The sequence below is a fragment of the Xylanibacter ruminicola genome, assembly GCF_900107775.1.
Classification (GTDB): domain Bacteria; phylum Bacteroidota; class Bacteroidia; order Bacteroidales; family Bacteroidaceae; genus Prevotella; species Prevotella ruminicola_C.
The window spans coordinates 21,375-46,810 of the sequence record NZ_FNRF01000006.1 but is presented as its reverse complement, the minus strand read 5'-3'; the positions used below and the strand labels follow the sequence as shown (position 1 = coordinate 46,810).

Here is a 25,436-nt window from a genome sequence, read left to right as displayed (position 1 = left end):
TTGCAGGCAAATTAAATAATTTGCAAGTTATGACATTATTGAAAAAATGGCTGCCCGATATGTTGGCAGTGCTGTTATTTGCCGTTCTGGCCTTTGCGTATTTCTTCCCTGCCGATATCGAGGGACGTATCCTGTACCGTCACGATGCCTCAGCTGGTCGTGGTGCTGGTCAGGAGGGTATCGAATATATGCAGAAAACAGGCGAGCGTAGTCGTTGGACCAACGCCCTGTTTGGTGGTATGCCTACCTACCAGATGGCTCCCTCGTATCATTCTACCGATAAACTCAGTACAATGACCAAGATCTACCATCTGTTCTTACCCGAGAATGTATGGTACGTGTTTGCTTATCTGTTAGGATTCTATATCTTGCTGCGTGCTTTCGATTTCCGTCAGCATCTGGCAGCCTTAGGCTCTGTCGTGTGGGCCTTCAGCACCTATTTCCTCATTATCATTGCCGCAGGTCACATCTGGAAGGTGTGGGCCCTGGCCTATCTGCCACCATTGATTGCAGGACTTGTGCTGGCCTATCGCGGTAAATACCTGTGGGGCTTTGTGCTCACAGCCATTTTCACCGCTTTCGAGATTAATGCCAACCACGTGCAGATGACGTATTACTATCTGTTTATCATCCTGGCCATGGTGATTGCCTGGCTGGTAGATGCCATCCGCAAGCATCAGTTGGCTGCCTTTGGTAAGGCCACAGCCGTGTGCCTGGCAGGTGCCGCCATTGGTGTGTGCATCAACCTCTCTAACCTCTACCACACCTGGCAGTACGGTCAGGAGTCGATGCGTGGTAAGAGCGAGCTGGTAAAGAAGAATTCGGCCAACCAGACCAACAGTGGTTTGGAACGCGATTATATCACACAGTGGAGTTATGGTATCGACGAGACCTGGACACTGCTCATCCCTAACACCAAGGGTGGTGCTTCGGTTCCCATGAGTGAGAGTAAAATTGCCATGGAGAAAGCCGATCCTACCTACGAGACCATCTATCAGCAGATTGGTCAGTACTGGGGCGAACAGCCAGGTACCAGCGGTCCTGTGTATGTAGGTGCCTTCGTGATGTTCCTGTTTGTGTTGGGACTGCTGATTGTCAAAGGTCCTATGAAGTGGGCTTTGCTCGTTGTTACCATCCTGTCGATACTCCTGTCGTGGGGTCGTAACTTCATGGGCTTTACCGATTTCTTCCTCGATTATGTGCCTATGTACGCAAAGTTCCGTACGGTGGCCTCGATATTGGTGATTGCCGAGTTCACCATCCCCTTGCTGGCTATGATGGCATTGAAAAAGCTGTTCGACGAGCCCGAGGGCTTTACCAAGTATAGCAAGCCCATCTACATCAGCTTTGGTGTTACCGCAGGTTTCTGCCTGTTGTTTGCCTTGATGCCAACCACATTCTTCGATAGCTTTGTTTCATCTAGCGAGATGCGTGCTCTTAGCACCTTGCCACAGGAGCACATCCAACCACTTATCAGTAATCTGGTTGATATGCGTACAGCCGTGTTTACAGCCGATTGCTGGCGTTCGTTCTGGATTATCGTGGTGGGCATGGTATTGCTGATGGCCTATAAGTATCGCAAACTCAAGGCCGAATATACCATCTGCGCTATTCTGGTGCTCTGCTTGATCGACCTTTGGCAGGTAAATAAGCGTTACCTGAACGATGAGATGTTTGTGCCCCAGAGCGAGCGCGAGACGCCACAGCAGAAGTCGCAGACCGATGAACTCATCCTGCGTGATAAGGCCTTGGATTACCGTGTGCTCAACCTCGCATCAAACACCTTTAATGAGAACGAGACATCTTACTACCATAAGAGCATTGGTGGTTACCATGCCGCTAAGCTACGCCGCTATCAGGAGATGATAGAGCAGTACATCTCGCCCGAGATGCAGCGCCTGATGAATGCCGTAGCCGAGGCTGGTGGCGACATGACTCAGGTTAAGGGCGACAGCATCTGCCCGGTTATCAATATGCTCAACACCCGCTACTTTGTGTTCCCATTGCAGGGTGGCCAGACAGTGCCCATCCAGAACCCTTATGCTTTGGGTAATGCGTGGTTTGTTGATAAGATTAGCTATGCCAAGAATGCCAACGAGGAGATTCTGAAGGTTGGTCAGATCGACCTGCGTCACGAGGCTGTGGCCGATGAGAAGTTCCAGGCACAGTTGGGCGATGCTGTTACACAGGATACCACCAGCACAGTTGATATCAAGAGCTACGAGCCTAACCAGCTTACCTACGAGGTTAACTCGGGTAAGGGTGGTATTGTGGTATTCTCCGAGGTTTACTATCCCGGCTGGACGGCTACCATCGATGGCGAGCCTGCCGAGTTGGGTAGGGTAAACTATATCCTGCGTGCTCTGAACGTAAAACCTGGTAAACACGAGGTAGTGCTCAGCTTCTTCCCCAAGTCGGTTGATACTACCGAGACGATTGCCTATACAGCGTATGCTATACTGCTACTGGTGCTGGCAGGAGCCGCCTTCATGGCCTACCGCCGCAAAAAGAATGGTTAAGGCTCTTGGCGAGCTGAATGTTCAATGTTCAATGTTCAATGTTCAATGAAAAAGTTGCTCTCATTGCCACCAAACTTGGTGGACAGTTTCCACGATGTAACCGGACTGAGTCGTGAGGAGTATTTCTGTACCAACGATCCGGTTGGTCATAAGTTGGGTAGTGGTGGCGGAACCACCTGGCTGTTACAGGCCTGTATGACTACCGAGGATGGTGCCTCGCTTGCCGAGTGGCTGCCCCGCGAAAAGCGTATTCTGCTGCATGCCGGCGGACAGAGTCGTCGCTTGCCCTCGTATGCCCCATCAGGTAAAATCCTTACTCCCGTACCCGTGTTCCGTTGGGAGCGTGGACAGCGCCTCTCACAGGATTTGCTCAGTCTGCAGCTGCCCCTTTACGAGCAGATGATGGATATGGCCCCTGAGGGCATCCACACCATGGTGGTAAGCGGCGATGTGCTGGTGCGCACCTCACAGCCCCTGCAACCCATCCCCGATGCCGATGTGGTGTGCTATGGCTTGTGGCTCGATGCCTCAGTGGCCAAGAACCACGGTGTGTTCGTCAGCTCGCGCAAATCACCCCAGGTGCTTAAGCACATGCTGCAGAAACCCAGCATCGAGACCCTGAACGAGCTTCAGAAGGATCATTATTACCTCACCGATATCGGCATCTGGATGCTGAGCGACAAAGCCGTAGAACTATTGGCTAAAAAATCTAAGAAAGGCGATGATATCATCGAGTATGATATGTATTCGGAGTTTGGGTGTGCGTTAGGCACAAACCCATCTAAACCAGATGAGGATTTGCTTGATCTCAAGGTGGCCATCGTGCCCCTGCAGGGTGGCGAGTTCTACCACTTCGGTACTTCGCGCGAGATGATCTCATCTACCCTCCGCATTCAGAATCTGGTAAACGATCAGCGAGAGATTATGCACCACGATCGCAAACCGCACCCCAGCATCTTTGTGCAGAATGCCGTTTGCAAGTACAAGTTTACCGAGGATAATACCAATATTTGGATTGAAAACAGCGACGTGAGCGAGGGCTGGACCTTGAGTCACGACAATATTATAACAGGTGTGCCCCAGAACCACTGGAAGGTGAACCTGGCCCCAGGCGAGTGTATCGATGTAGTGCCCATTGGCGATACCGAATACGCTGTGCGCCTGTATCATATCGACGATAAGTTTGCTGGTGCCGAACAGCAGAAACAGCAGTTCCCTGTAGTGGCCGACCTTGAGGCCATGAGTATGCTGCAAACACTCGATGGCCTGGCACTCGTTACCAGTCGTATGATCTCGGCCGAGGAGATTAGTACCGAGGCCAATCTGCATCGATTGTTCGATCAGCGTAAGGCCTTCCGCAAACTCAACTGGAGAGCGCTGGCCAAGAACTGGAACCACAGTGTGTTCTACCAGCTCGACCTGGCCGATGCCAAGCGCGAGTTCGACGAACAGCACATCGGGATGCCCCCTGCACTCGATGCCGATGCACCCCTGATGACGCGCATTCACGATGCCATGTTCCGTGGCGAGAGCGACAAGGCCTTTACCCTTCTCCGCGAGGGGATATCTCCTTCCTCCCTCATCCTTCCTCCTTCCTCGAAACTCAGCGTAGCTGAGGACCAAATCGTCTGGGGCCGTTCACCTGTGCGTATCGATATCGCAGGTGGTTGGACCGATACCCCTCCATATTGTTTGATGGAAGGCGGAAATGTTATCAACCTGGCCATCGAGCTCAATGGTCAGCCCCCGTTGCAAACCTATGTGCGCCCCTGTCAGGAGCCCCGAATCGTGCTGCGTAGCATCGACTTGGGTGCCATGGAGGTGGTAGAGACCTCCGAGCAGTTGCGCGATTTTATGCACGTAGGCTCACCCTTCTCAATCCCCAAGGCCGCCTTGGTATTGGCTGGCTTTGGTCAGCATTCGCTCAACGACGAGTTAGCTGCCTTTGGCGCTGGTATCGAGCTTACGCTGCTCAGTGCCATCCCCGCAGGCAGTGGCTTAGGCACCAGCAGCATTCTGGCTGCTACCGTGCTGGGCGCGCTCAACGATTTCTGCGGTCTGGGTTGGGATAAGAACGAGATTGGTCATCGCACCCTGATGCTCGAACAGATGCTCACCACAGGTGGTGGTTGGCAGGATCAGTTCGGTGGCGTGTTGGGTGGCGTAAAACTGTTGCAAACGGGTAGGGGATTCGCCCAGAACCCACAGGTGCGCTGGTTGCCCACCGATCTGTGGACGCAACCCGAATATCGCCCCTGCCACCTATTATATTATACAGGCATCACGCGTACGGCTAAGAGTATCCTGGCCGAGATTGTGCGTGGCATGTTCCTGAATTGTGGCGACGAGCTTCGCCTGTTGCGCCAGATGAAACAGCATACCCTCGACATGTACGAGGCCATCCAGCAGAACGACTTCGAGCGTATGGGCTTGCTGGTACGCAAGACGTGGAGACAGAATCAGACCCTCGATGCAGGTACCAACCCAGCCGATGTGGCCAAGCTCACCAGCTTGATCGATGACCTCTGTTTAGGTTACAAACTGCCTGGTGCAGGTGGTGGCGGCTATCTGTATATGATAGCTAAGGATCCCGAGGCCGCCGCACGTATCAAGCAGATTCTTTCTGAAAACAGCATCCGTAAAAATGCCCGCTTTGTAGATATGAGTCTTTCTACCACAGGCTTGCAAATCAGTCGTAGTTAATGGAATTTAGGACGGTTGTAGATATTGACGACCCTGGGTTTAGGATAGGGGCTTGCGAGGAGATGCTCTTCGTAGGGTCGTGTTTTGCCGATAAGATAGGCGCGCGCTTTACCGATGAGAAGTTCCGCACCATCGTTAATCCCTATGGCGTGATGTATAATCCCGCCTCCATCCTTCATACCATTCAGAAACTCTCCGCTCAGCCCAATCTGGCAACTGTCAAAACAGCGTTTTTGACCCTCGGTACCAATCACGTTTACATTCTCAATGAAACAGGCGAGATAGTAGATAACTGCCAAAAGCGCCCGCAATCGCTCTTTACCGAGAAGGAACTCACGGTAGATGAGTGCGCCGATTACCTGCAACAGGCCATCGATATCCTGCATGCGGCCAATCCCGTTATGCGCATCGTACTCACCGTAAGTCCCATCCGCTATCGCAAATACGGCTACCACGGCTCCCAGTTATCTAAGGCCACATTGTTATTGGCCGTCAACAAAGTCTGCTCTTCCCCCTTTGGGGGAGTGGGAGGGGGCTTCTACTTCCCTGCCTACGAAATCATCAACGATGAGTTGCGCGATTACCGCTTTTATGCCGACGATATGCTGCACCCCTCATCGCAGGCCGTAGAGTATATCTGGCAGCGTTTCTCCGAAGTGTATCTCAGTCCTGAGGCCAAGGCATTCCTCAAGGAGTGGCACCCCCTCAAGGCCGCGCTGAATCACAAGCCGTTCAACCCCGAGTCGGATGAGTATCGCATATTTATGGATAAAACTATGTTAAAAATTGCTGAGTTGCAAAAAAAATACCCTAACTTTGCAGTATGAAATACAGTATAGAAAAGGTTACCACGCTCATAGGAGCGCGACGATATGGAAACACTGAGGCTCAGGTAAGCTGGTTGCTCACCGATAGCCGTAGTCTTTGTTTCCCTGAAGAAACATTGTTTTTTGCCCTGAAAACACAGCGTAACGATGGTCATCGTTACATTCAGGACTTGTATAACCGTGGTGTGCGCCAGTTTGTAGTAGAGCAGGTGCCCGAGGCTTACGAAACCCTTTATCCGCAAGCCAACTTTTTGCGAGTGCCCCACACATTGGCAGCCCTGCAGCGTTTGGCCGAGCGCCATCGCGACGAGTTCTCGCTGCCCATCGTGGGTATCACCGGCTCCAACGGTAAAACCATGGTTAAGGAGTGGCTTTATCAGTTGTTGTTACCCTCGCAGCGTATTGTACGTTCGCCTCGCAGCTACAACTCACAGATAGGTGTGCCCCTCTCGGTATGGTTGCTCAACGAGCAGACCGAGGTTGGTATCTTCGAGGCAGGTATCTCGCAGCCTGGCGAGATGATGGCCCTGCGCGATATCATCCAGCCCACCATCGGCGTGCTCACCTCCTTAGGTGCCGCCCATCAGGAAAACTTCCGTTCGATGGAAGAGAAGTGCATGGAGAAACTCGAGCTGATGCACGATACCGAGGCCATGGTGTATTGCTCTGATAACGATATCGTGAGCCGTTGCATCCGTCGCATGAACTATAAAGGCGAGAAAATCTCGTGGAGCACCTGCGATCAGCAGGCCGCCTTCTATGTTAAGAGTGTCGAGAACTCGCACATTACCTATATTTGGAAGGAAGAGGAGAACTGCTTCGATATCCCATTTATCGACGAGGCCTCTATCGAGGATTGTATCACCTGTGCAGCCGTTGCCCTGCGCTTGGGTCTTACCCCTGGCGATCTGGCCGACCGCATGCCTAAGCTCGAGCCCGTGGCCATGCGCCTCGAGGTAAAAGAGGGCCAGCGTGGTTGCATCCTCATCAACGACTCGTACAACTCCGATATCAACTCACTCGATATCGCCCTCGATTTCATGAATCGCCGCGAGGAGTTGAAGAAGCGTACGCTTATCCTCAGCGATATGTTCCAGTCGGGTCTTTCGCCCGAAAAACTCTACGCCCAGGTATCTGAGTTGGCTGTTAAGCGTGGCATCACCAAGTTTATTGGTATCGGCGCCCAGCTCACTGCCCAGGCCGATAAAATCCAGATTGCCGACAAGCAGTTCTTTGCCGATGTAAACCATTTCCTGGGTAGCGATGCCTTTACCGGTTTGCGCGATGAGATGATTCTGCTTAAGGGTGCCCGTCCTTTCGGTTTCGATCAGATTACCGAGCAGCTGGAGCAGAAGGTTCACGAAACCATCCTCGAGGTCAACCTCAATGCCGTGGTCGAGAATCTCAACTTCTACCGCTCGTTCATGAAGCCCGAAACCAAGATGGTTTGCATGATTAAGGCCGATGCCTATGGAGCAGGTGCCGTTGAGATTGCCAAGACCCTGCAGGATCACCGTGTTGACTACCTCGCAGTGGCAGTGGCCGACGAGGGTGTTACCCTGCGTAAGGCAGGCATCACCGCCAATATCATGATTATGAACCCCGAGATGACCGCCTTCAAGACCATGTTTGATTACGACCTGGAGCCCGAGGTCTATAGCTTCCGTTTGCTCGATGCCCTCATCAAGGCAGCCCGCAAGGAGGGTATCACCGGCTGGCCTGTGCATATCAAACTCGATACCGGTATGCACCGCTTAGGTTTCGATCCCGAGCAGGATATGGATGAGCTTATCGATCGCCTCACCCATCAGCAGGCTGTGATCCCCCGTTCCGTATTCAGTCATTTCGTAGGCTCTGATAGCGACGACTTCGATAACTTCTCAAAGCTGCAGTTCCTCAAGTTCGACGAGGGTAGCAAGAAACTCCAGGCAGCCTTCTCGCATAAGATTCTGCGCCATATCGACAACTCTGCTGGTATCGAGCATTTCCCCGATCGCCAGTTGGATATGTGCCGTCTGGGGCTCGGTCTGTATGGTATCGACTCGCGCGACAACCGCATTCTCCATACCGTCAGCACCCTGAAGACCACCATCCTGCAGATGCGCCACGTGCCTAAGAGCGAGACCGTAGGCTACAGCCGCAAGGGTAAGCTCGATCGCGATTCAGTGATTGCCGCCATTCCTATTGGCTATGCCGATGGTTTGAACCGTCACCTGGGCAATCGCCACTGCTACTGCCTTGTCAACGGTCAGAAGGCCGAGTACGTAGGTAATATCTGTATGGACGTAGCTTTGATTGATGTCACCGACATCCCATGTGTTGAGGGCGACCAGGTAGAGATCTTTGGCGAGCACCTGCCCGTCACCGTGCTCAGCGATGTCCTCGACACCATCCCCTACGAGGTCCTCACCGGCATCAGCAACCGTGTAAAACGCGTTTATTTCCAGGATTAAACATAATCCTATATACAAATACAAGTCAGGGAGTGCAGTTATGTACTCCCTTTATTGTATGTAAGCGTCTATCTGTGCGGCAATGTCGCCAGCCAGTACGGCACCGTAGCCCACACGGAGCTCGATAGTGGGACGAAGCGGGTCGTTGGTACCGATGATCACAGCATACTCGTCTATGGTGTAGGGCGTGGCCATGTTCTTTGACATCACGCACTCCAGACTGCTGAGTTTCAGCTCTTCGCCGGCGATAATCGCAATGTCATGGTTGGGATAGAATAGGATAAGGGCAGGGAGCTCGTTGGCTCGCGAGGCATCCAGCACCACCACGCCGTCGGGTTCTCCGTATCTCTGTTTTGCCTCTTCCACCGTGGCGTAGGTCACCCTTGGAACAGCCGTCCGCTCCTTGCGCTTGATGATGAAGTAAGCGAAGGGGGCGATAACCAGCAGCAACAGTAAGTACGGTCCAAAGCCAATGGCTAACATAATGCCGGCAACGACGGCAAGAATCGTGTTTCGTTTCATAAATAGTCTGTTATTTGTCTTTACCGAAAAATCGCTGGCAAAGTTACGCATTCTTTCCAAGATAACAAAGCACAGTGGTAGAAATTTAATTCTTTTTGAAGCGATTGACTGAAAAATAAAATACCCTCAGGCTTCGTGTTTCGACGTAAGGTTGCATTTATTATTGTTTAAAACAATAATCCCCGCTCAGTGATGGGCGGGGATTGGTTTGTATAGATGTATATGTAATCCTGATTACATCGTAACCTCGACTACGTGCTTACCTGCAGAGTAGGGGATAACAGTGCCATCAACCTTCTGGCCATCGAGGGTGATGGCTTTAACACCCTTCTGGGCGCCGTTTGGATGGATGGTAATCTCGTACTCGGCATCGCGGAACTTACGGCTAACGGTGTAGTCGGTAGCTGTCTCGGGCAGACAGGGATCGATGCGGATACCGTCGTAATCGGGCTTGATACCGAGGATAAACTCGCTAACGGTGTACCACATCCAAGCTGCAGTACCTGTGAGCCATGAGTTCTTACCCTCGCCTGGCTTAAAGGCATCCTTACCGGCTACCATCTGGCAGTTTACATATGGCTCAACCTTGTGCAGGGTCTGGTACTTCTCTTCGACGTATGAGGGGAGAATCTTAGCGTAGTGGCTCCAGGCATCGTTACCGCGGCCTGCGAGGCACTCGCCGATGATGACCCAAGGATTGTTGTGGCAGAAGATACCTGCATTTTCCTTGTAGCCCTCGGGGTATGATGAGATTTCGCCGTACTCGTAGATATACTTGGTGAAGGCAGGATTGTTGAGTACCATACCGTGCTCGCACTCGAGGTATTTCTTACAAGAGTCGAGACTCTTGGCTACCATACCTTCCTGGGCACCAATCTCGGCCATGGTACACCAGCCCTGGCTCTCGATGAAGATCTTGGCCTCGTCGCACTCGTTGCTACCAATCTTATTGCCATAGAAATCGTAAGCGCGGAGATACCACTCGCCATCCCAGCCGTGCTTCTTCACAGCCTCGATCATAGCGTCGATAGCCTTCTGCATGCGCTCGGCCTCCTGGGTCTTACCCAGTTTCTGGCACAGGGCAACGTAATCCTTACCTGTTACTACGAACAGACCGGCAATCATGAGGCTCTCGGCCTTGGTACCCTCGGATACGTTCTCGGTGGTCTGGAAGCTCTCGTTTGGATCCCATGAGAAGCAGTTGAGGTTCAAGCAGTCGTTCCAGTCGGCACGACCAATGAGTGGCAGCATGTGAGGACCGAGGTTGTTGATGACGTGATCCATCGAAATCTTGAGGTGCTCGAAGAGTGTAACCTCAGAGCCTGGCTGATTGTCGAATGGTACCATCTCGTCGAGGATTGAGAAGTCGCCTGTTTCCTTGATGTAAGCCACGGTACCGAAGATGAGCCAGCAGGGATCGTCGTTGAATCCACCGCCGATATCGTTGTTACCGCGCTTGGTGAGGGGCTGATACTGGTGATAGCAGCCACCATCGGGGAACTGGGTTGAAGCGATATCGATGATGCGCTGACGGGCGCGTGATGGAATCTGGTGTACAAAGCCTACGAGGTCCTGGTTGCTGTCGCGGAAGCCCATGCCACGGCCGATACCACTCTCGAAGAACGAAGCCGAACGAGAGAAGTTGAAGGTTACCATGCACTGGTACTGGTTCCAGATGTTAACCATGCGGTCGAGCTTATCGTTACCCGTGCGTACATTATATATATTAAGGAGGGCATCCCAGTACTGACAGAGCTCGGCAAAGGCCTGATCGACCTTCTGTGTGGTGTCGAGCTCGGCAATGAGGGCGTGTGCCTTATCCTTATTGATGACCTGAGGTGCTGAGAATTTCTTGTCCTGCTCGTTCTCGATATAGCCGAGGAGGAACACGAAATTCTTGCTTTCGCCTGGTTGCAGGGTTACCTCGATGTAATGCGAGGCGATGGGGCTCCAACCGTGGGCGTGGCTGTTGCGAGGCTTACCCTCCATCACAACCTGAGGATCGGCAAACTCGTTATAGAGGCCTACGAAGGTTTCGCGATCGGTATCGAAGCCCTGGATAGGAGTGTTTACATGGTAGAACGCATAATGGTTGCGACGCTCACGGTACTCGGTCTTGTGATAGATGGTGCTACCCTCGATCTCAACCTCACCGGTAGAGAAATTGCGCTGGAAATTCTCCATATCGGTAGCGGCATTCCACAGGCACCACTCCTCGAACGAGAACAATTTGAGGTTCTTAACCTCGTTGCTCTGGTTGGTGAGTGTGAGCTTCTGTACCTCGGCCCACTTTTTGAGGGGAACGAAGAACAGCACGCTGGCCTCGACGCCGTTTTTACGACCAGTGACGCGGGTGTAGCTCATACCATGACGGCACTCGTAGAAATCGAGTGGGGTCTTGCAGGGCTTCCAACCTGGGTTCCAAACGGTGTCACCGTCCTTGATATAAAAATAGCGGCCACCATTGTCCATTGGTACATTGTTGTAACGATAACGAGTGATACGGCGGAACTTGGCATCCTTGTAGAATGAGTAACCACCGGCGGTATTAGAAATTAAAGAGAAAAAGTCCTCGTTGCCCAGATAGTTGATCCAGGGCCAAGGAGTCTGCGGGTCGGTAATCACGTACTCGCGGTGTTGGTCGTCGAAGTGACCGTAGCGTTTCTGTTGTTCCATGATGCGATAAATTAATATGATAGATATAGTAATCAATAATTGAGGTTGCAAAGTTACGAAATAAAATGATTCGCACAATAGCTGGAGCATCAAAGCGGGTAAAATGAGCATAAAAATACCATATATTTTGAAAAAAACTTGTGAGTATTAAAAAATTTTCTTAACTTTGCGCCCTCATTCCAGTGATATTGATTAAAATTTTAGAAAAAAAGAAGAAGATTAGGTTGATAATTTTGGTTTGTTAAGTTGAATAGTAATTACTAATATATTTTTTATACTTTTAAATTAAATGAAAAGACTCAGTATGATGTTGGCTGGGCTGTTCCTTAGTGTGGGGATGGCGCTGGCACAAACAACGGTTACTGGTACAGTGGTAAGTTATGAGGATAACGAGCCTATTATTGGTGCCACCATTCAGGTGGTTGGCAATTCTGGCATTGGTACCATTACCGATTATGATGGTAACTTCACACTCGAAGTACCAGAGGGTATGAAAACACTGCGTATTACCTATGTGGGCATGGAACCACTTGAGGTGGCAGTAAGCACAAAAACTTTAAAGATTCAGTTAAGAAATGATGTACACACCCTGGACGAGGTGGTAGTTGTGGCTTATGGTACACAGAAGAAGACCTCGCTTACCGGATCTATTCAGGAGGTAAAGAGCGAGGCCATCGAGCTGCGTCCTACAACATCGGTAGCATCGGCACTGGAAGGTTCGGTGACTGGTGTACAGGTGAACAGCACAGTTGGTGCTCCTGGTGAGGATCCACAGATCCGTATTCGCGGTGTGGGAACCGTAAACGGTAACACAAGCCCTCTCTACATTCTGGATGGTGTGCCTTATAGCGGTAACATCAGCGATCTGAACCCACAGGACATCGAGAGCATGTCGGTACTGAAGGACGCTGCTTCGGCTGCACTGTACGGTAACCGCGCCAGCAACGGTGTAATCCTGATTACTACCAAGAAGGGTAAGCAGGGCAAGATGAACGTAACACTCGACATTAAGCAGGGTACCTACAGTCGTGGTATTCCCGAGTATGATCGCTTGGGTGCACGCGAGTGGATGGAGGCCCAGTGGCTGAACATGAAGAACAGTCAGATGACTGCTGGTGCCACCGCTGCCGAGGCTGCCGACTATGCTACCAAGAACCTGATTGCCGACCGCGTGATGCTGAACATCTTTAACAAGGCCGACGACGCCCTGTTTGATGCCAACGGCAAGCTGGTGAGCGATGCACAGATTATGGGTACCTACGGCGAGGATCTGGACTGGTACAAGCAGACTATCCGCAGTGGTTATCGTCAGGAGTATAACTTTAATGTAAACGGCGCTACCGAGAAGGCCGATTACCTGGTATCGTTGGGTTATCTCGACGAGCAGGGCTATCTGAAGACTTCGGGCTTCGATCGTCTCTCGGCCCGCTTATCTACCAATATCAATCCTACCAAGTGGTTTAAGGCTGGTTTGAACATCAATGCTACCCACCAGAACTTTGATTCGAGCTATGGTACAGGTAACACCAACAGCAACCCCTTTAACTACTGCCGTAAGATTTCGCCCGTATATCCTGTTCACACTCACGACGTGAACACTGGCGAGTATTTGCTGGACAAGCAGGGTAACTTGCAGTACGACAGTGGTTCGTATACCGACCAGGATGGACAGGTGGTTGTGACCCGTAACCAGTATCAGGATCGCCATGTGATCTGGGAGAATCAGCTGAACCAGGATAAGACCGTACGTAACACCGTGAATGGTATTGCCTACGCTAACATTATCCTGCCTTACAACTTTACCTTTATGTTGAAGGGTAACTTGAACCTGCGTAACAACGAGGAAAGCATTTACGAGAGTGCTGTGATTGGTGATGGTAAGGGTAACAACGGTCGTGGTCGTCGTCATGACTATCGCTATAAGAACTACGCATTCCAGCAGCAGTTGCACTGGAACCACGAGTATGGCGTACACTCTATCGACGCCCTGCTGGCTCACGAGAACTACGACTATACCGTAAACGAGCTTTACGTGACTAAGAATATCGAGATTGAGCCAGGTTTGAACAGCCTGATTAACTTTGCCGAGCCTGTAACATCGCAGGACTACAGCGAGACTTATCACACTGAGTCGTATCTGGGTCGTGTGCGTTACGGTTACGACAGCCGATACAACATCGAGTTCTCGTTCCGTCGCGATGGTTCGTCACGCTTCTCGAAGAAGGCCCGTTGGGGTAACTTCTGGAGCACTGGTGCCAACTGGGTAATCAGCAACGAGAAGTGGATGAAGCAGTACGACTGGGTGAACTACCTGAAGCTGCGTGCCGACTACGGTGAGGTAGGTAACGACTCGGGTTCGGGCTACTATGGCTATATGGCCCTGTATAACCCCACTATCAACGACCGTAAGGGTGCATTCTACAATGCACAGCTGCCTAACGAGGACCTGAAGTGGGAGACAGGACAGTCGTGGGGTATCGCCGTCGAGGGTCGCCTGCTGAACAAGCTGAACTTCAGCGTGGAGTACTTCGACAAGCGCAACAAGGACCTGATTTTCGACGTTTACAATCCACTTTCAGCAGGTGCCACCAGCACTACTGTTGCCGAGAGCGTGGTTACCAGAAACTTGGGTACTATCTCGAACCACGGTGTTGAGCTTTCGGCCGATATGGACGTGCTGAAGACCAAGAACTGGAAGCTGAACGTAGGCGCCAGCATCACTTTCGAGAAGAACAAGGTAGTGAAGCTGCCTGAGCAGAACAAGGGTGGTATCATCGATGGTACCAAGAAGATTGTTGAGGGCATGGACCGCTATCAGTTCTATACCTACACCTGGGAGGGTATCAACACCAAGAACGGCTTCTCGCTGTATAAGTTCAACGACGAGAGCTACTACTTTACAATGGATGGTGTTACCTATGGTAATACTGCAGGCACCAAGATTAGCGGTAATGCCCTGAATGCTGTGGTAGTGATCGACGGTGTACCTTACTCGTATCTTACAACTTATGGTAAGCGCGAGTTCCACGGTTCGGCTATGCCTACCGCCTTTGGTAGCTTTAACTTCAACGTTAGCTACAAGGACTTCTCGCTCTTCACCCTGTTCACCTATCAGTTGGGTGGCAAGATTATGGATAGCAACTATCAGACACTGATGTCGCCGCAGGGTACTCCTACCTCGCTGCACAAGGATGCACTGAAGGGATGGACCAGCGAGCAGGCTACTGCTACCGACGCTATCGATCGTAACGGTGTGCCCATGCTGACTGATGTAGCTACTATCGTTAGTGGTATGGAGGCTGATCTGAATGCTACCTCTTCGCGTTGGCTCACCAGTGCCAGCTACCTGATTCTGAAGAACGTCAACTTCTCGTACAGTCTGCCAAAGGACCTGGTTCGTAAGGCAGGACTGGAGAATGTACTGCTGACAGTAACTTGCGAGAACCTGTTTACACTGACTGCTCGCAAGGGTATGAGCCCACAGATGACCTTCAACGGTACTCAGTCGGCTACCTTCGTTACTCCACGTGTGTTCTCAGCAGGCGTGAATGTGAAATTCTAAAGGTAAAAAGGTAAAAAAGTAAAAAGAAAATTATGAGAAAGTATTTATATATTTGTATCGCTGCACTGGGGCTTAGCGCTTGTTCGAGCGACTATCTGGACACCACACCCGAGGCTCAGATGGATAAGGCCGACGTGCTGGCCACCACCTCGAATGCCGAGATGGCCATCAACGGACTGTGCAAGGCGATGTCGTCGCAGTACATGAGCACACAGGGACTGAACGGCGAGGGTACCATCCTGAACTGGTATGGTACATTTAACGGTAACGACGCCCAGAAGTGCAACCAAACCGGTTGGGCTTCGGTATGGAACAACAACTACCATCTGCGTCCTACCTCTACTTACACCGTTTATCCTTGGTTCTACTATTATAAGCTGATTGGTAATGCCAACGCCGTTATCTGCAATATCGATAATGCTGAGGGTACTGAGGGCGACCGTGCTTTCCTGAAGGCACAGGCGCTTACCTTCCGTGCTTACTCGTTCTTCCGTTTGGTACAGCTCTACACCTATCGTTGGAGCGACAAGCAGGGTGATACTGAGGGTATCGTTCTGCGTACCGACGAGAGTCTGGGCGATCATCCTTTGAGCACCCAGGCCGAGGCTTACGCACAGATCTACAAGGATCTTGACGAGGCCATCAGTCTGTTTCAGAAGAGTGGTCGCGATCGTGAGAAATTCTACCAGCCTGGTCTGGATGTGGCTTATGCCATCTATGCCAAGGCTGCCCTGACCCGCGAGGACTGGCAGAATGCAGCCAAGTATGCTGCTTTGGCTCGCGAGGGTCATGCCATGATGACGCTTGATGAGTATATTAATGGTGGTTTCCATTCAGAGAACTCAGAGTGGATCTGGGGTGTGTTTGATGAGGAAATCCAGACCATCAACTACTATAGTTTCTTTGCTTACATCGGCTGTAACTCGAGTACCACCAACTGTTGCAAATACCCTGTGGCTATCAGCAAGGAACTGATTGACCAGATACCTGAGACTGACTCTCGTAGATACTTATATCTGGTTCCTACTGATGAAGAGTATGCAGAGTGTTTAGCCTCTGGTCGTAGCACCAAGTCACTTTATGCTCGTGCACGTAGGGATTATCCGGATTGCTTGTATGAGTCATCGCAGGTTTATGCTTACATGCAGTTTAAGTTTATGGTTGCTTTCTATCCCGGTGGTGGTTCGTTCCCATTGATCCGTTATGCCGAGATGCTTTATACCGAGGCAGAGGCTGATTGCCACCTGAACAAGGAGGCTGAGGCACAGCAGCTGCTGCTGGAGGCTGTAAAGCAGTATGATGATGCTTACACCAAGAGCACCAAGACTGGCGACGACCTGCTGAAGGAAGTGAAGCTGTATCGCCGATTCGACCTGTGGGGTGAGGGTAACGACTGGTTCGACTACAAGCGTTGGGGCGAGCCTATCGTACGTAAGACCAAGGCACAGGGTGGTAGCTTCAAGTCGGACTTTGCCGTAACCATCAATCCTGAGGACGGCAATGCCTGGACATGGGTTATCCCTCAGAAGGAGACTGACTACAACGGGCTTGTTGACTAATGGCGCAAGCTACGGTATAAGCGGTGGTCCAAGCGGCTTGGAAATTAAAGCCACCTGTGACACCATCGATATCGAGAACCTCTCCAGCGAAATAAACGCTGGGGAGGTTTTTGCTTTCTAAGGTGTTGGGATTCACACTCGCCAAGTCGATGCCACCACAGGTCACAAACTCGTCCTTAAAGGCCGAACGACCTGCTATCTGGTACTGATCGTTGCACAGGGCATTGGTCAGTCGGTTCAGCTCCTTCTGGTTCAGATTCTGCCAACGGTTCTGAGCACGTTCGCCAAGGGTTTTGGCTACGAGGTAGTCCCACAAACGACTGGGCAATCCAAAGGGACGGATAGTGGCTATCTGTTTTTGCGGATGCTGGGCGATGATATTGCGCAACTCCTGCTGGATGTCGGGCTCCTTCAGCGAGATCCAGTTCACAGCCAAAGGCATCTGGTAGTTATGCTGGTGCAAATCGCGAGCGGCATGACTACTCAACTTCAGAATGGCTGGTCCGCTCATGCCCCAGTGGGTGATGAGCAACGGTCCGTTACTGCGGAACTTGGTGCCTGGGATCGAGGCGGTGGCATCTTCTACCACCGTGCCCATCAAGGCGCGCAAAGCCTCGTCGGCAATGCTGAAGGTGAACAATGACGGAACGGGTTCGATGGTTGGAACGCCAGTCATCGATGCGGTACCACCACCTGTGGTGATGACCTTGAAATCGAAATCGTTCAGCTCGTCGAGGCTCTCGATTTTATGCTGGATGCATATCTCGATGTTCTTTCGGCGGGCTTCGGCCAAGAAGAGATTAATGATGGTATGCGAATCCTGTGAGGCGGGAAATACGCAGTTGTCGTCCTGGGTGGTAAGCTTTACCCCATGGTTCTCGAACCACGCATAAGCATCGCGGTAATCGAAGGTTTTAAACAGTCGTTTCAGCAAACGGTGCCCTCGTGGATATACCTGTTGCAAATCGCTTACAGCTTCGAACGAGTTGGTGCAGTTACATCTGCCACCACCAGATACCTCGACCTTGACCAGCACCTTCTTCGATTTCTCAAAGATGGTGATGTCCATATCGGGGCACATTTCCTTGAGGTTAACGGCCAGGAAAAATCCAGCCGCACCTCCACCTACTATCGCAGTCTTCATTTTTACATTCTTACATTTTTACATTTTCTCATTTCTCAATGAGAATGCGAGCGTCAACGGCTACTACATCGTTCTCGTCGGCCAGGAGCGGGTTGATGTCCATCTCTTTGATTTCGATGGCGAAACGCAGCAGGGTTGACAGGCGCACGATAATCTCGGCAAACTTCTGTTCGTTAATACCCTTTTGGCCTCGTGTACCTTTTAATATCTTATAGCCTCGCAGTGAGTGAATCATCGAGTAAGCCTCGTCGTAGCTCAATGGAGCCAATCCGCTTGATACATCCTTCAGTACCTCGACAAAGATGCCGCCCAAACCGCAAAGGGTTACATGGCCGAAACGGTTCTCGTATTTGGCGCCGATAAACAGCTCGGTACCCTTCATCATCTTCTGTACCATCACACCTGTGGCATCCTTAATCTTCATCATGCGGTCGAACTCAAGTGCCAGGTGCTCAGGGGTGCGGATGTTCAGGGCCACACCACCCACATCGCTCTTGTGGATAGGACCAACCACCTTGGCCACCACAGGATAGCCTACGTTCTCGGCAAAGGCAATCAGCTCGTCTTTCTTGGTACTGACCATCTCGGGTACTAGGGGAATGCCTGCACACGACAGAATATCGCGTACCACCTGTGGCGATACATAACCATTATCTGTAACACTGCTGATGATCTTGTAGAGTCGGGGCAGGTCGATGCCATAAAGCTGCACCTCGGGTGGTGCTGGGCGTGGGGTGCGCATAATCTGACTGAGTGCTGTGGCCAGCGTCACCTCGTCGCTGAAGTTCACATGGCCGCGCTTCAGGAATTCCTCAACCTCGGGCCCAGCTGTGTGCAGACTGGGCAGAATGGGGAAGATAGGCTTTTTGCACTCCTTGATTTTCTTGTCGAGCACATCGTAGGCCTCGTACAGATGGGTGAGGCCAGGGGTGCCGTAGATTACGGCGATGGCATCGATATGATCAAACTTGTTTTCGCAATAATCAATCACGGTACCCAATTGCTCGGCCGTACCTGTGGCCAGGAAATCGATAGGGTTGGCTACCGATGAACCAGGGAAGAGCTGTGCTTTCAGTTCGTCGGCTTCAGGACCTTCGATCTTGGGCACGTTCAGTCCGCCTTTCGACAAGGCATCGGTCAGCATCACACCAGGGCCGCCCGCATGGGTAACAATCGCAAAGTTCTTACCCTTCAGTTCGGGCAATGTAAAAATACATCCCACGGTGGTGAGCTCCTCGCGTGAGAAACAGCGCACGATACCGGCCTTACGGAACAGCGCCTCTACAGCCGAATCGCTCGAAGCAATGGCACCTGTATGCGATGAGGCAGCACGACTGCCACTCTCGCTCGAACCAGCCTTGATAGCTGCAATCCTACAACCCTTACGTATCAGGTTGCTGGCATGATACAACAGTTTATCGGGGTTGGAGATATTCTCGATATAAAGCAGTTTTACTTTCGAATCGGTTTCAGGATTAAAGCACTCGTCCATATACTGCAGCACATCCTCGATACCAATCTGTTTGCCGTTGCCGATGCTCCACACGCTGTTAAACTGCAAGCCCTTGATAACCGCACTCTCGAGAATGAATACCGCTGTGGCACCCGAGCCCGAGATGAAATCCACACCCTGCGGGTTCAGATTGGGGATGGGGAGCGTGAACACGCTGTGGTGGTTGCGGTTCAGCAGTCCGATACAGTTAGGTCCAATGAGTGCTGCCCCGAACTTCTTGCATGTGTTCAGAATGCGTTGCTCCAGTTCGGCACCCGCCTTCGTTTCTTCGCCAAATCCGGCTGAAATAATCACGAAGGCGCGCACCCCCTTCTCGGCGCACAGATAGTCCACGTAATCGGGACAGAACTTGGCAGCTACCACCAGCACGGCCAAATCCGTTTCGGGGATTTCCTTTACATCATGATAGGCTTTGATTCCCTGCACTTCGTCTTCCTTGGGGTTTACGATGTGCAGCGGACCATCGAAACCACCATTCTTAATGTTACGTACTATAGCGCCACCGGGCTTATGCACGTTGTTAGAGCCGCCGATAACGACGATGCTCTTGGGATTCAATAATTGTTGGTTAATCATAGGTGCAAAGATAGTGCAAATCGAACAAAATACAAAATAAAAAACGTTATTTTTCTTTGTATTTGGGAAATAAATCGCTACCTTTGCATAGTTAAACCAATTAAAGTGGGCTTTATGAAGAAATTTCTCATCATAACTATAGCTTTGATCATGCCAATGTTCCTATTCGGACAATCCTATTCGGCACTCTGGAAACAGGTTTCAGAGGCCGAAAAGAAAGATCTGCCTAAGACGCAGTATGAGGTGCTGCAGATGATTGTGAACAAGGCAGATAAGGAGCACCAATACGGACAGCTGCTCAAGGCTGAACTCTATGCCGCCCAAACCATGGTGGATATAGCTCCCGATTCGCTTAAACCCGAGGTGGATCGCATTGTGGCACGCTATCAGAAAGCCACCGACCAGGTGCAGCGCTTGGTTTACCAAACGGTACTTTGGCAGATTGATAACGAGAATTATAGTATTGATTTAGGCATCAAGAAGCCCCAGCTTACACCCGAACTTTGCAAGCTGTTGGCTGCAACCAAGGAACGCTCGTACCAGCCTTTTGTGGTGATGGGTAGCGATGCCTCGGTGTTTGGTAACGATATGCTGAGTGTGATAGGCGCCGAGTTGGGTGAGTATCAGCAGTTGCGCGATTATTATCAGAAGGCAGGCAACCTGAAGGCTGTGAGCATTATCGATGCCCATCTGGCTATCGACAGATACAATGCGTTGCCGTATAACACTCCCGTTGTAGAGCGCATCGCCTTTATCGATGATGCCATCGCCAAATGGGGACGTTGGCCCGAAATTAATCATCTGCGCAACACCAAAAAGGAACTTACCAATCCCCAGTTCCACTTGTCGTATCCCCTCTCTGTAGCTCGTCCCATGCAGGCCCAGCAGGTAGTGCTGAAGGATATGCGCCATCTGTCGCAACTCACTATGACGGTGTATCCCGTACGTTGCGAGGGTGATATAGAACACTCACCATCAAGCGAAAAAGGGTGGGCTAAGATCCGTCCGTTGTTGGGAGCCCCTGTGGTTACAGAAACGAAACATTTTGCAGCACGTCCAGAGTACGAGCTGTTCGAGGATAGTATGACGCTGAAAGGTCTGCCCGTAGGCATGTACCTGGTGGAGTTTAAGAGCAATCCTGCTACCGAGGTAATCCGTACGTTGTATCATGTTACCAACGTCTTTACGATTGCCGAGGCCCAGCCCGACGGTAAAATACGTTACGAGGTGGTGAATGCCACCACTGGTCAGCCTATCGCCGATGCACATCTGCGTATCAAGGAGCGTCCACATTCGGTATTTGCTTATACCGATACCGATAAGGCTGGTGCTGTGTTGTATGGTAATGGTCGTTACGAATTCTACGGGGCTAATCGCACGGTGAATCAGACTGCCATTTTTACCGATCGCAGCATCTATCGCCCAGGTCAGACAGTACACGCTTCGGCCATGGTGTATCAGGTGGAGAATGGCATCAACCAAACGGTTCGTGCACATCAACCTTTGAAATTTGTGCTGCGCGATGCCAACCATAAGGTGGTGGCCGAGAAGCAGACCGAGAGCGATGCCTATGGTGTGGGTGCTGTAGATTTTACCCTGCCCGCCAAGGGGCTTACAGGCTTGTTTACTATCCAAGTAGAGAATAGCTCGCAGAGCATTCGTGTTGAGGAGTACAAACGTCCCACGTTCCACGTGGATTTTGCAGAATATAAGGATGCCTATAAGGCTGGCGACGTGCTCGATATCAAAGGTACAGCACTCAGCTATGCGGGTGTGCCTGTTCAGGATGCCAAGGTGGCGTATAAGGTATTGCGCCGTACCGCCCTTTGGTGGTGGTCGTACAATCGCTACTACGACGAGGGCACTCTGGGCTACAGCAATCACGGTACCGAGATTTGTTCGGGCGAAGCTACTACCGATGCCGAGGGTAACTTTGTGATAAAAATGCCCCTCGAGATGCCCGAGACCAAGTACACCATGTTCTACAACTTTGTGTTGCAGGCTGATGTAACTGATATGGCTGGCGAAACGCATCAGGGACAGTTCACGTTGCCTTTGGGCAATCGTCCAACCGCACTCAGTATCGATCTCGACGAAAAAGTGCTGGTTGAAGATAATCCCCAAGCCACTTTCCATCTGTGCAATGCCGCAGGTAAGGATATCGATGCCGAAGTACGTTATCGCATTGATGGAGGCGAATGGATTAGCGTAAGGACAAATCAGCAGATAGCATTGGCTAAGTTGGCTTCAGGTAAACATCGTGTAGAGGCTGCGTATGAGGATCAGACCATCGATCGAACCTTCGTGGTATTCTCGCTCGATGATGAACAACCTGCTACTGATACTGATGATTGGTTCTACCAGTCGGCTACCCAGTTCCCTGGTGATGGCATACCTGTTACTATCCAGGTGGGCTCTTCGGATCAGAATGTGCATATCTTCTATAGCATCTTCTCGGGCTTTAAGCTGATAGAGCAGGGGAGTGTGGATAAGAGCAACGAGCTGATAAACCGCAAGTTTACCTATCAGGATGAGTACGAAAACGGCTTGCTGCTTACCTTTGCTTGGGTAAAGAACGGCAAGTGTTACACCCATACCGCACAGATTCAGCGCCCCATGCCTGACAAGAAGCTGACCTTAGAGTGGGCTACCTTCCGCGATCGTCTGACACCAGGACAGAAGGAAGAGTGGACACTGACCATTAAGGACGCCAAAGGCAATCCAGTGGATGCTAACCTGATGGCCACACTGTACGATCAGAGTCTGGATCAGCTGGTTAAGCACCAGTGGAATTTCCGTCCTTATCAGTGGATAGCGCTGCCACGTGTAAACTGGCAGTTTGTATCGCCTCGAAGCTTTAGCCGATACGCATCGTACGATTGGGAGGCTTTCAACTATGACGAGATAGGCTTCAGCCTGTTTGATCACAATATTTATCCCCACCCATTCTATCGCCACTCGTTCCGTGGTGTTAAGACTTTGACTCGTGGCAATGTGGGAGATGGTGTGCAGTTAGAAATGGCTGAAGCTCCAATGGCTGCAAATGAGTCGAAGGTTTTTGATGTTGTTGAAGATGGTGAGATATTGAAATCAAAGGAGACTATCGACACTTCGAGCGCTGGTAGTGCTGATGAAAGTCATGCAGATGATGTACAGGTTCGCGAGAATTTAAACGAGACAGCCTTCTTCTATCCCCAGCTTACTACCAATGCCAATGGTGGTGTAGCCATCAAGTTTACTTTGCCAGAGAGTTTGACTACCTGGCAAATGTTAGGCTTTGCGCACACATGCGATTTGCATTATGGTAACATTCAGGCCGAGGCTGTGGCTAAGAAGGATGTGATGATACAGCCCAATGTGCCTCGCTTTATCCGCGAGGGCGACAAGGCTACTATATCGGCCCGTATCTTTAGCGAAAAGCAGGCACAAGGCAAGGCAACCCTACAGCTTATCAATGCCGAAACTAATGCCATCGTCTACGAAAAATCGCAGTCAGTATCGCTCACAGCAGGTTCTACTACCCCTGTCGAGTTTGAATGGTCAATGGTCCATGGTCCATGGTCAATGTTGATCGTCAAAATGACGATCAGCGGAAAGGGCTTCAGCGATGGTGAGCAGCACTATCTGCCTGTATTGCCAGCTACCGAGCGTGTGACTGTTTCGATGCCTATCACTCAGCACCAGCCTGGTACTGCTACCATCGATTTGAACAAGTTGGTTCCTGCTGATGCCAAGAATACCAAACTTACACTCGAATATACCAACAATCCCGTTTGGCTCATGGTGCAGGCCCTGCCAGCAGTAGGCTCTCCCAACGATGATAATGCCATCTCGTTGGCCGCCTCGTTCTATGCCAACGGTCTGGGACGTTATATCATCAACCAGAACCCACAAATCAAGAATGTCTTCGCCCAGTGGCAACAGGAGGAGGTAAACTCTAACAACTTATCTCTAAATTCTCAATTAGCAAAGAACGAGGATTTGAAAAATCTTGTTCTTGCTGAAACTCCTTGGGTGATGGATGCCGACAACGAGACTGAACAGAAACATCGCTTGGTTGACTTCTTCGACGAGAATCTGATGAACAACCGTCTCTCTACCACCATCGAGAAGTTGCAGAAACTGCAGAACGCTGAGGGTGCTTGGACCTGGTATCCTGGTATGCCCGGCTCGTTCTATATCACAGTGGCTGTAAGCGAGATGCTGGTGCGCCTGAATGCCCTCACCCAGAAGCAGAGTTCTACCAGCACCATGCTGAACAAGGCCTTTGGCTATATGGGTCAGGAGATGGTTGAGTTGGTAAAGGAACTGAAAAAAGCCGAGAAGAAGGGCGAGGTTTACTTCCCAAGTTATAAGGCCCTGCAGTGGCTGTATCTGGTAACCCTTGATGATCGCCAGTTGCCAGCCGATGTTCAGCAGGCCAACAGCTATCTCATCGAGCTACTTAAAAAAGATATCAAGCGTCAGAGCATTTATGATAAGGCTCTTGCAGCAGTCATCTTTGCCAAGGTTGATGCCAAGCGTGCTCAGGAATATGCCCAGTCGCTCAAGGAGTACACCGTTTACCGCGAGGATATGGGACGCTACTACGATACGCCACGTGCAGGTTACTCTTGGTTTGATTATAAGATTCCAACCCAGAGTATCGCCATCGAGGCCCTGCAGCAGTTAACTCCTGATGATGTGCAGACTATCGATGAGATGCAGCGCTGGTTGCTGCAGCAAAAGCGCACCCAGGCTTGGGATACACCTATCAACAGCGTGAATGCCGTTTATGCCTTCCTCAAGGGTCAGGAATACCGTCTGACACAGAGCTCAAAGATGCCCGCCATCAATCTTGATGTGCGCACCGTTGACATACCAAAGGCCACAGCTGCTATCGGCTATGTAAAGACAAAACTGCCCCAGGGCAAGCGTCTCACTATCCGCAAAACCACCGATGGAACCTCGTGGGGTGCCGTTTATGCCCAGTTCTTCCAGCAAATAAGGAATATCGATGATAATGCTAGCGGATTAACAATCAAGCGCGAGATACTGAATAAGGATTTGAAGGTTGGCGATCGCGTAAAAGTCCGCCTTACCATCACTGCCGATCGCGATTACGATTTTGTGCAGGTGGTTGATAAGCGTGCGGCTTGTATGGAGCCCGTTAAGCCGTTGAGTGGTTATCATGCGGGTGCTTATATCACACCTCGCGATAATGCCACATGCTACTTCTTCGGCATGCTGTCGAAGGGTACCCATGTGATCGAAACCGAGTATTATATCGATCGAGCCGGAACCTACGAAACAGGTACCGCCACCGTAGAGTGTGCCTATGCACCCGAGTTCCGTGCCGTCACAAAGTCAGAGACATTGGATATTAAACATTAAACATTATAA

11 protein-coding genes are annotated in these 25,436 nt (G+C 50.9%); 7 read left to right on the top strand and 4 right to left on the bottom strand.

The genetic code is table 11. From position 1 onward, the window contains the following. Positions 1 to 29 precede the first annotated feature (29 nt). From BLU97_RS14020 to BLU97_RS14005, 4 genes are read left to right on the top strand one after another with little or no spacing between them, the layout of a single operon-like run. Positions 30 to 2,519 (top strand): YfhO family protein, encoded by a 2,490-nt coding sequence (locus BLU97_RS14020; RefSeq protein WP_074762110.1) that lies wholly within the window; start codon positions 30 to 32, stop codon positions 2,517 to 2,519. 45 nt (positions 2,520 to 2,564) lie between these two features. Continuing rightward, a complete protein-coding gene (locus BLU97_RS14015) occupies positions 2,565 to 5,222 on the top strand; it encodes a bifunctional fucokinase/fucose-1-phosphate guanylyltransferase (protein WP_081353046.1) in 2,658 nt (885 codons plus the stop codon). Continuing rightward, a complete protein-coding gene (locus BLU97_RS14010) occupies positions 5,222 to 6,049 on the top strand; it encodes a GSCFA domain-containing protein (protein ID WP_074762108.1) in 828 nt (275 codons plus the stop codon). The genes BLU97_RS14015 and BLU97_RS14010 overlap by 1 nt, the downstream gene beginning before the upstream one ends. Then, positions 6,046 to 8,502 (top strand): bifunctional UDP-N-acetylmuramoyl-tripeptide:D-alanyl-D-alanine ligase/alanine racemase, encoded by a 2,457-nt coding sequence (locus tag BLU97_RS14005; RefSeq protein ID WP_074762107.1) that lies wholly within the window; start codon positions 6,046 to 6,048, stop codon positions 8,500 to 8,502. The genes BLU97_RS14010 and BLU97_RS14005 overlap by 4 nt, the downstream gene beginning before the upstream one ends. 51 nt (positions 8,503 to 8,553) lie before the next feature. On the opposite strand, the gene BLU97_RS14000 is transcribed toward BLU97_RS14005, so the two are convergent. Then, positions 8,554 to 9,024 (bottom strand): hypothetical protein, encoded by a 471-nt coding sequence (locus tag BLU97_RS14000; RefSeq protein ID WP_139209046.1) that lies wholly within the window; start codon positions 9,022 to 9,024, stop codon positions 8,554 to 8,556. A 234-nt stretch (positions 9,025 to 9,258) separates the two neighbouring features. Then, a complete protein-coding gene (locus BLU97_RS13995) occupies positions 9,259 to 11,700 on the bottom strand; it encodes a GH36-type glycosyl hydrolase domain-containing protein (RefSeq protein ID WP_074762215.1) in 2,442 nt (813 codons plus the stop codon). A gap of 289 nt (positions 11,701 to 11,989) precedes the next feature. Between BLU97_RS13995 and BLU97_RS13990 the strand changes: the two genes are divergently transcribed. Both BLU97_RS13990 and BLU97_RS13985 read left to right on the top strand, forming a co-directional pair. Beyond that, a complete protein-coding gene (locus tag BLU97_RS13990; protein WP_074762106.1) occupies positions 11,990 to 15,262 on the top strand; it encodes a SusC/RagA family TonB-linked outer membrane protein in 3,273 nt (1,090 codons plus the stop codon). A 32-nt stretch (positions 15,263 to 15,294) separates the two neighbouring features. Beyond that, on the top strand, positions 15,295 to 16,821 hold the full coding sequence (locus BLU97_RS13985) for a RagB/SusD family nutrient uptake outer membrane protein (RefSeq protein ID WP_074762105.1): 1,527 nt from the start codon (positions 15,295 to 15,297) through the stop codon (positions 16,819 to 16,821). On the opposite strand, the gene BLU97_RS13980 is transcribed toward BLU97_RS13985, so the two are convergent. Then, complete coding sequence (locus BLU97_RS13980; protein WP_074762104.1) at positions 16,778 to 17,965, bottom strand: aminoacetone oxidase family FAD-binding enzyme; 1,188 nt, start codon at positions 17,963 to 17,965, stop codon at positions 16,778 to 16,780. The genes BLU97_RS13985 and BLU97_RS13980 overlap by 44 nt on opposite strands. 28 nt (positions 17,966 to 17,993) lie before the next feature. Next, entirely contained in the window at positions 17,994 to 20,054 is a 2,061-nt protein-coding gene (locus BLU97_RS13975; RefSeq protein WP_074762103.1) for an acetate--CoA ligase family protein, read from the bottom strand. Between the two features lie 114 nt (positions 20,055 to 20,168). On the opposite strand from BLU97_RS13975, the gene BLU97_RS13970 reads away from it, so the two are divergent. Beyond that, complete coding sequence (locus tag BLU97_RS13970; protein ID WP_074762102.1) at positions 20,169 to 25,427, top strand: alpha-2-macroglobulin family protein; 5,259 nt, start codon at positions 20,169 to 20,171, stop codon at positions 25,425 to 25,427. Positions 25,428 to 25,436 lie beyond the last annotated feature (9 nt).

Bases quoted from the DNA above. Each gene is read 5' to 3' on its own strand.
- BLU97_RS14020 (WP_074762110.1), top strand. From the start codon at position 30: ATGACATTATTGAAAAAATGGCTGCCCGATATGTTGGCAGTGCTGTTA.
- BLU97_RS14015 (WP_081353046.1), top strand. From the start codon at position 2,565: ATGAAAAAGTTGCTCTCATTGCCACCAAACTTGGTGGACAGTTTCCAC.
- BLU97_RS14010 (WP_074762108.1), top strand. From the start codon at position 5,222: ATGGAATTTAGGACGGTTGTAGATATTGACGACCCTGGGTTTAGGATA.
- BLU97_RS14005 (WP_074762107.1), top strand. From the start codon at position 6,046: ATGAAATACAGTATAGAAAAGGTTACCACGCTCATAGGAGCGCGACGA.
- BLU97_RS14000 (WP_139209046.1), bottom strand. From the start codon at position 9,024: ATGAAACGAAACACGATTCTTGCCGTCGTTGCCGGCATTATGTTAGCC.
- BLU97_RS13995 (WP_074762215.1), bottom strand. From the start codon at position 11,700: ATGGAACAACAGAAACGCTACGGTCACTTCGACGACCAACACCGCGAG.
- BLU97_RS13990 (WP_074762106.1), top strand. From the start codon at position 11,990: ATGAAAAGACTCAGTATGATGTTGGCTGGGCTGTTCCTTAGTGTGGGG.
- BLU97_RS13985 (WP_074762105.1), top strand. From the start codon at position 15,295: ATGAGAAAGTATTTATATATTTGTATCGCTGCACTGGGGCTTAGCGCT.
- BLU97_RS13980 (WP_074762104.1), bottom strand. From the start codon at position 17,965: ATGAAGACTGCGATAGTAGGTGGAGGTGCGGCTGGATTTTTCCTGGCC.
- BLU97_RS13975 (WP_074762103.1), bottom strand. From the start codon at position 20,054: ATGATTAACCAACAATTATTGAATCCCAAGAGCATCGTCGTTATCGGC.
- BLU97_RS13970 (WP_074762102.1), top strand. From the start codon at position 20,169: ATGAAGAAATTTCTCATCATAACTATAGCTTTGATCATGCCAATGTTC.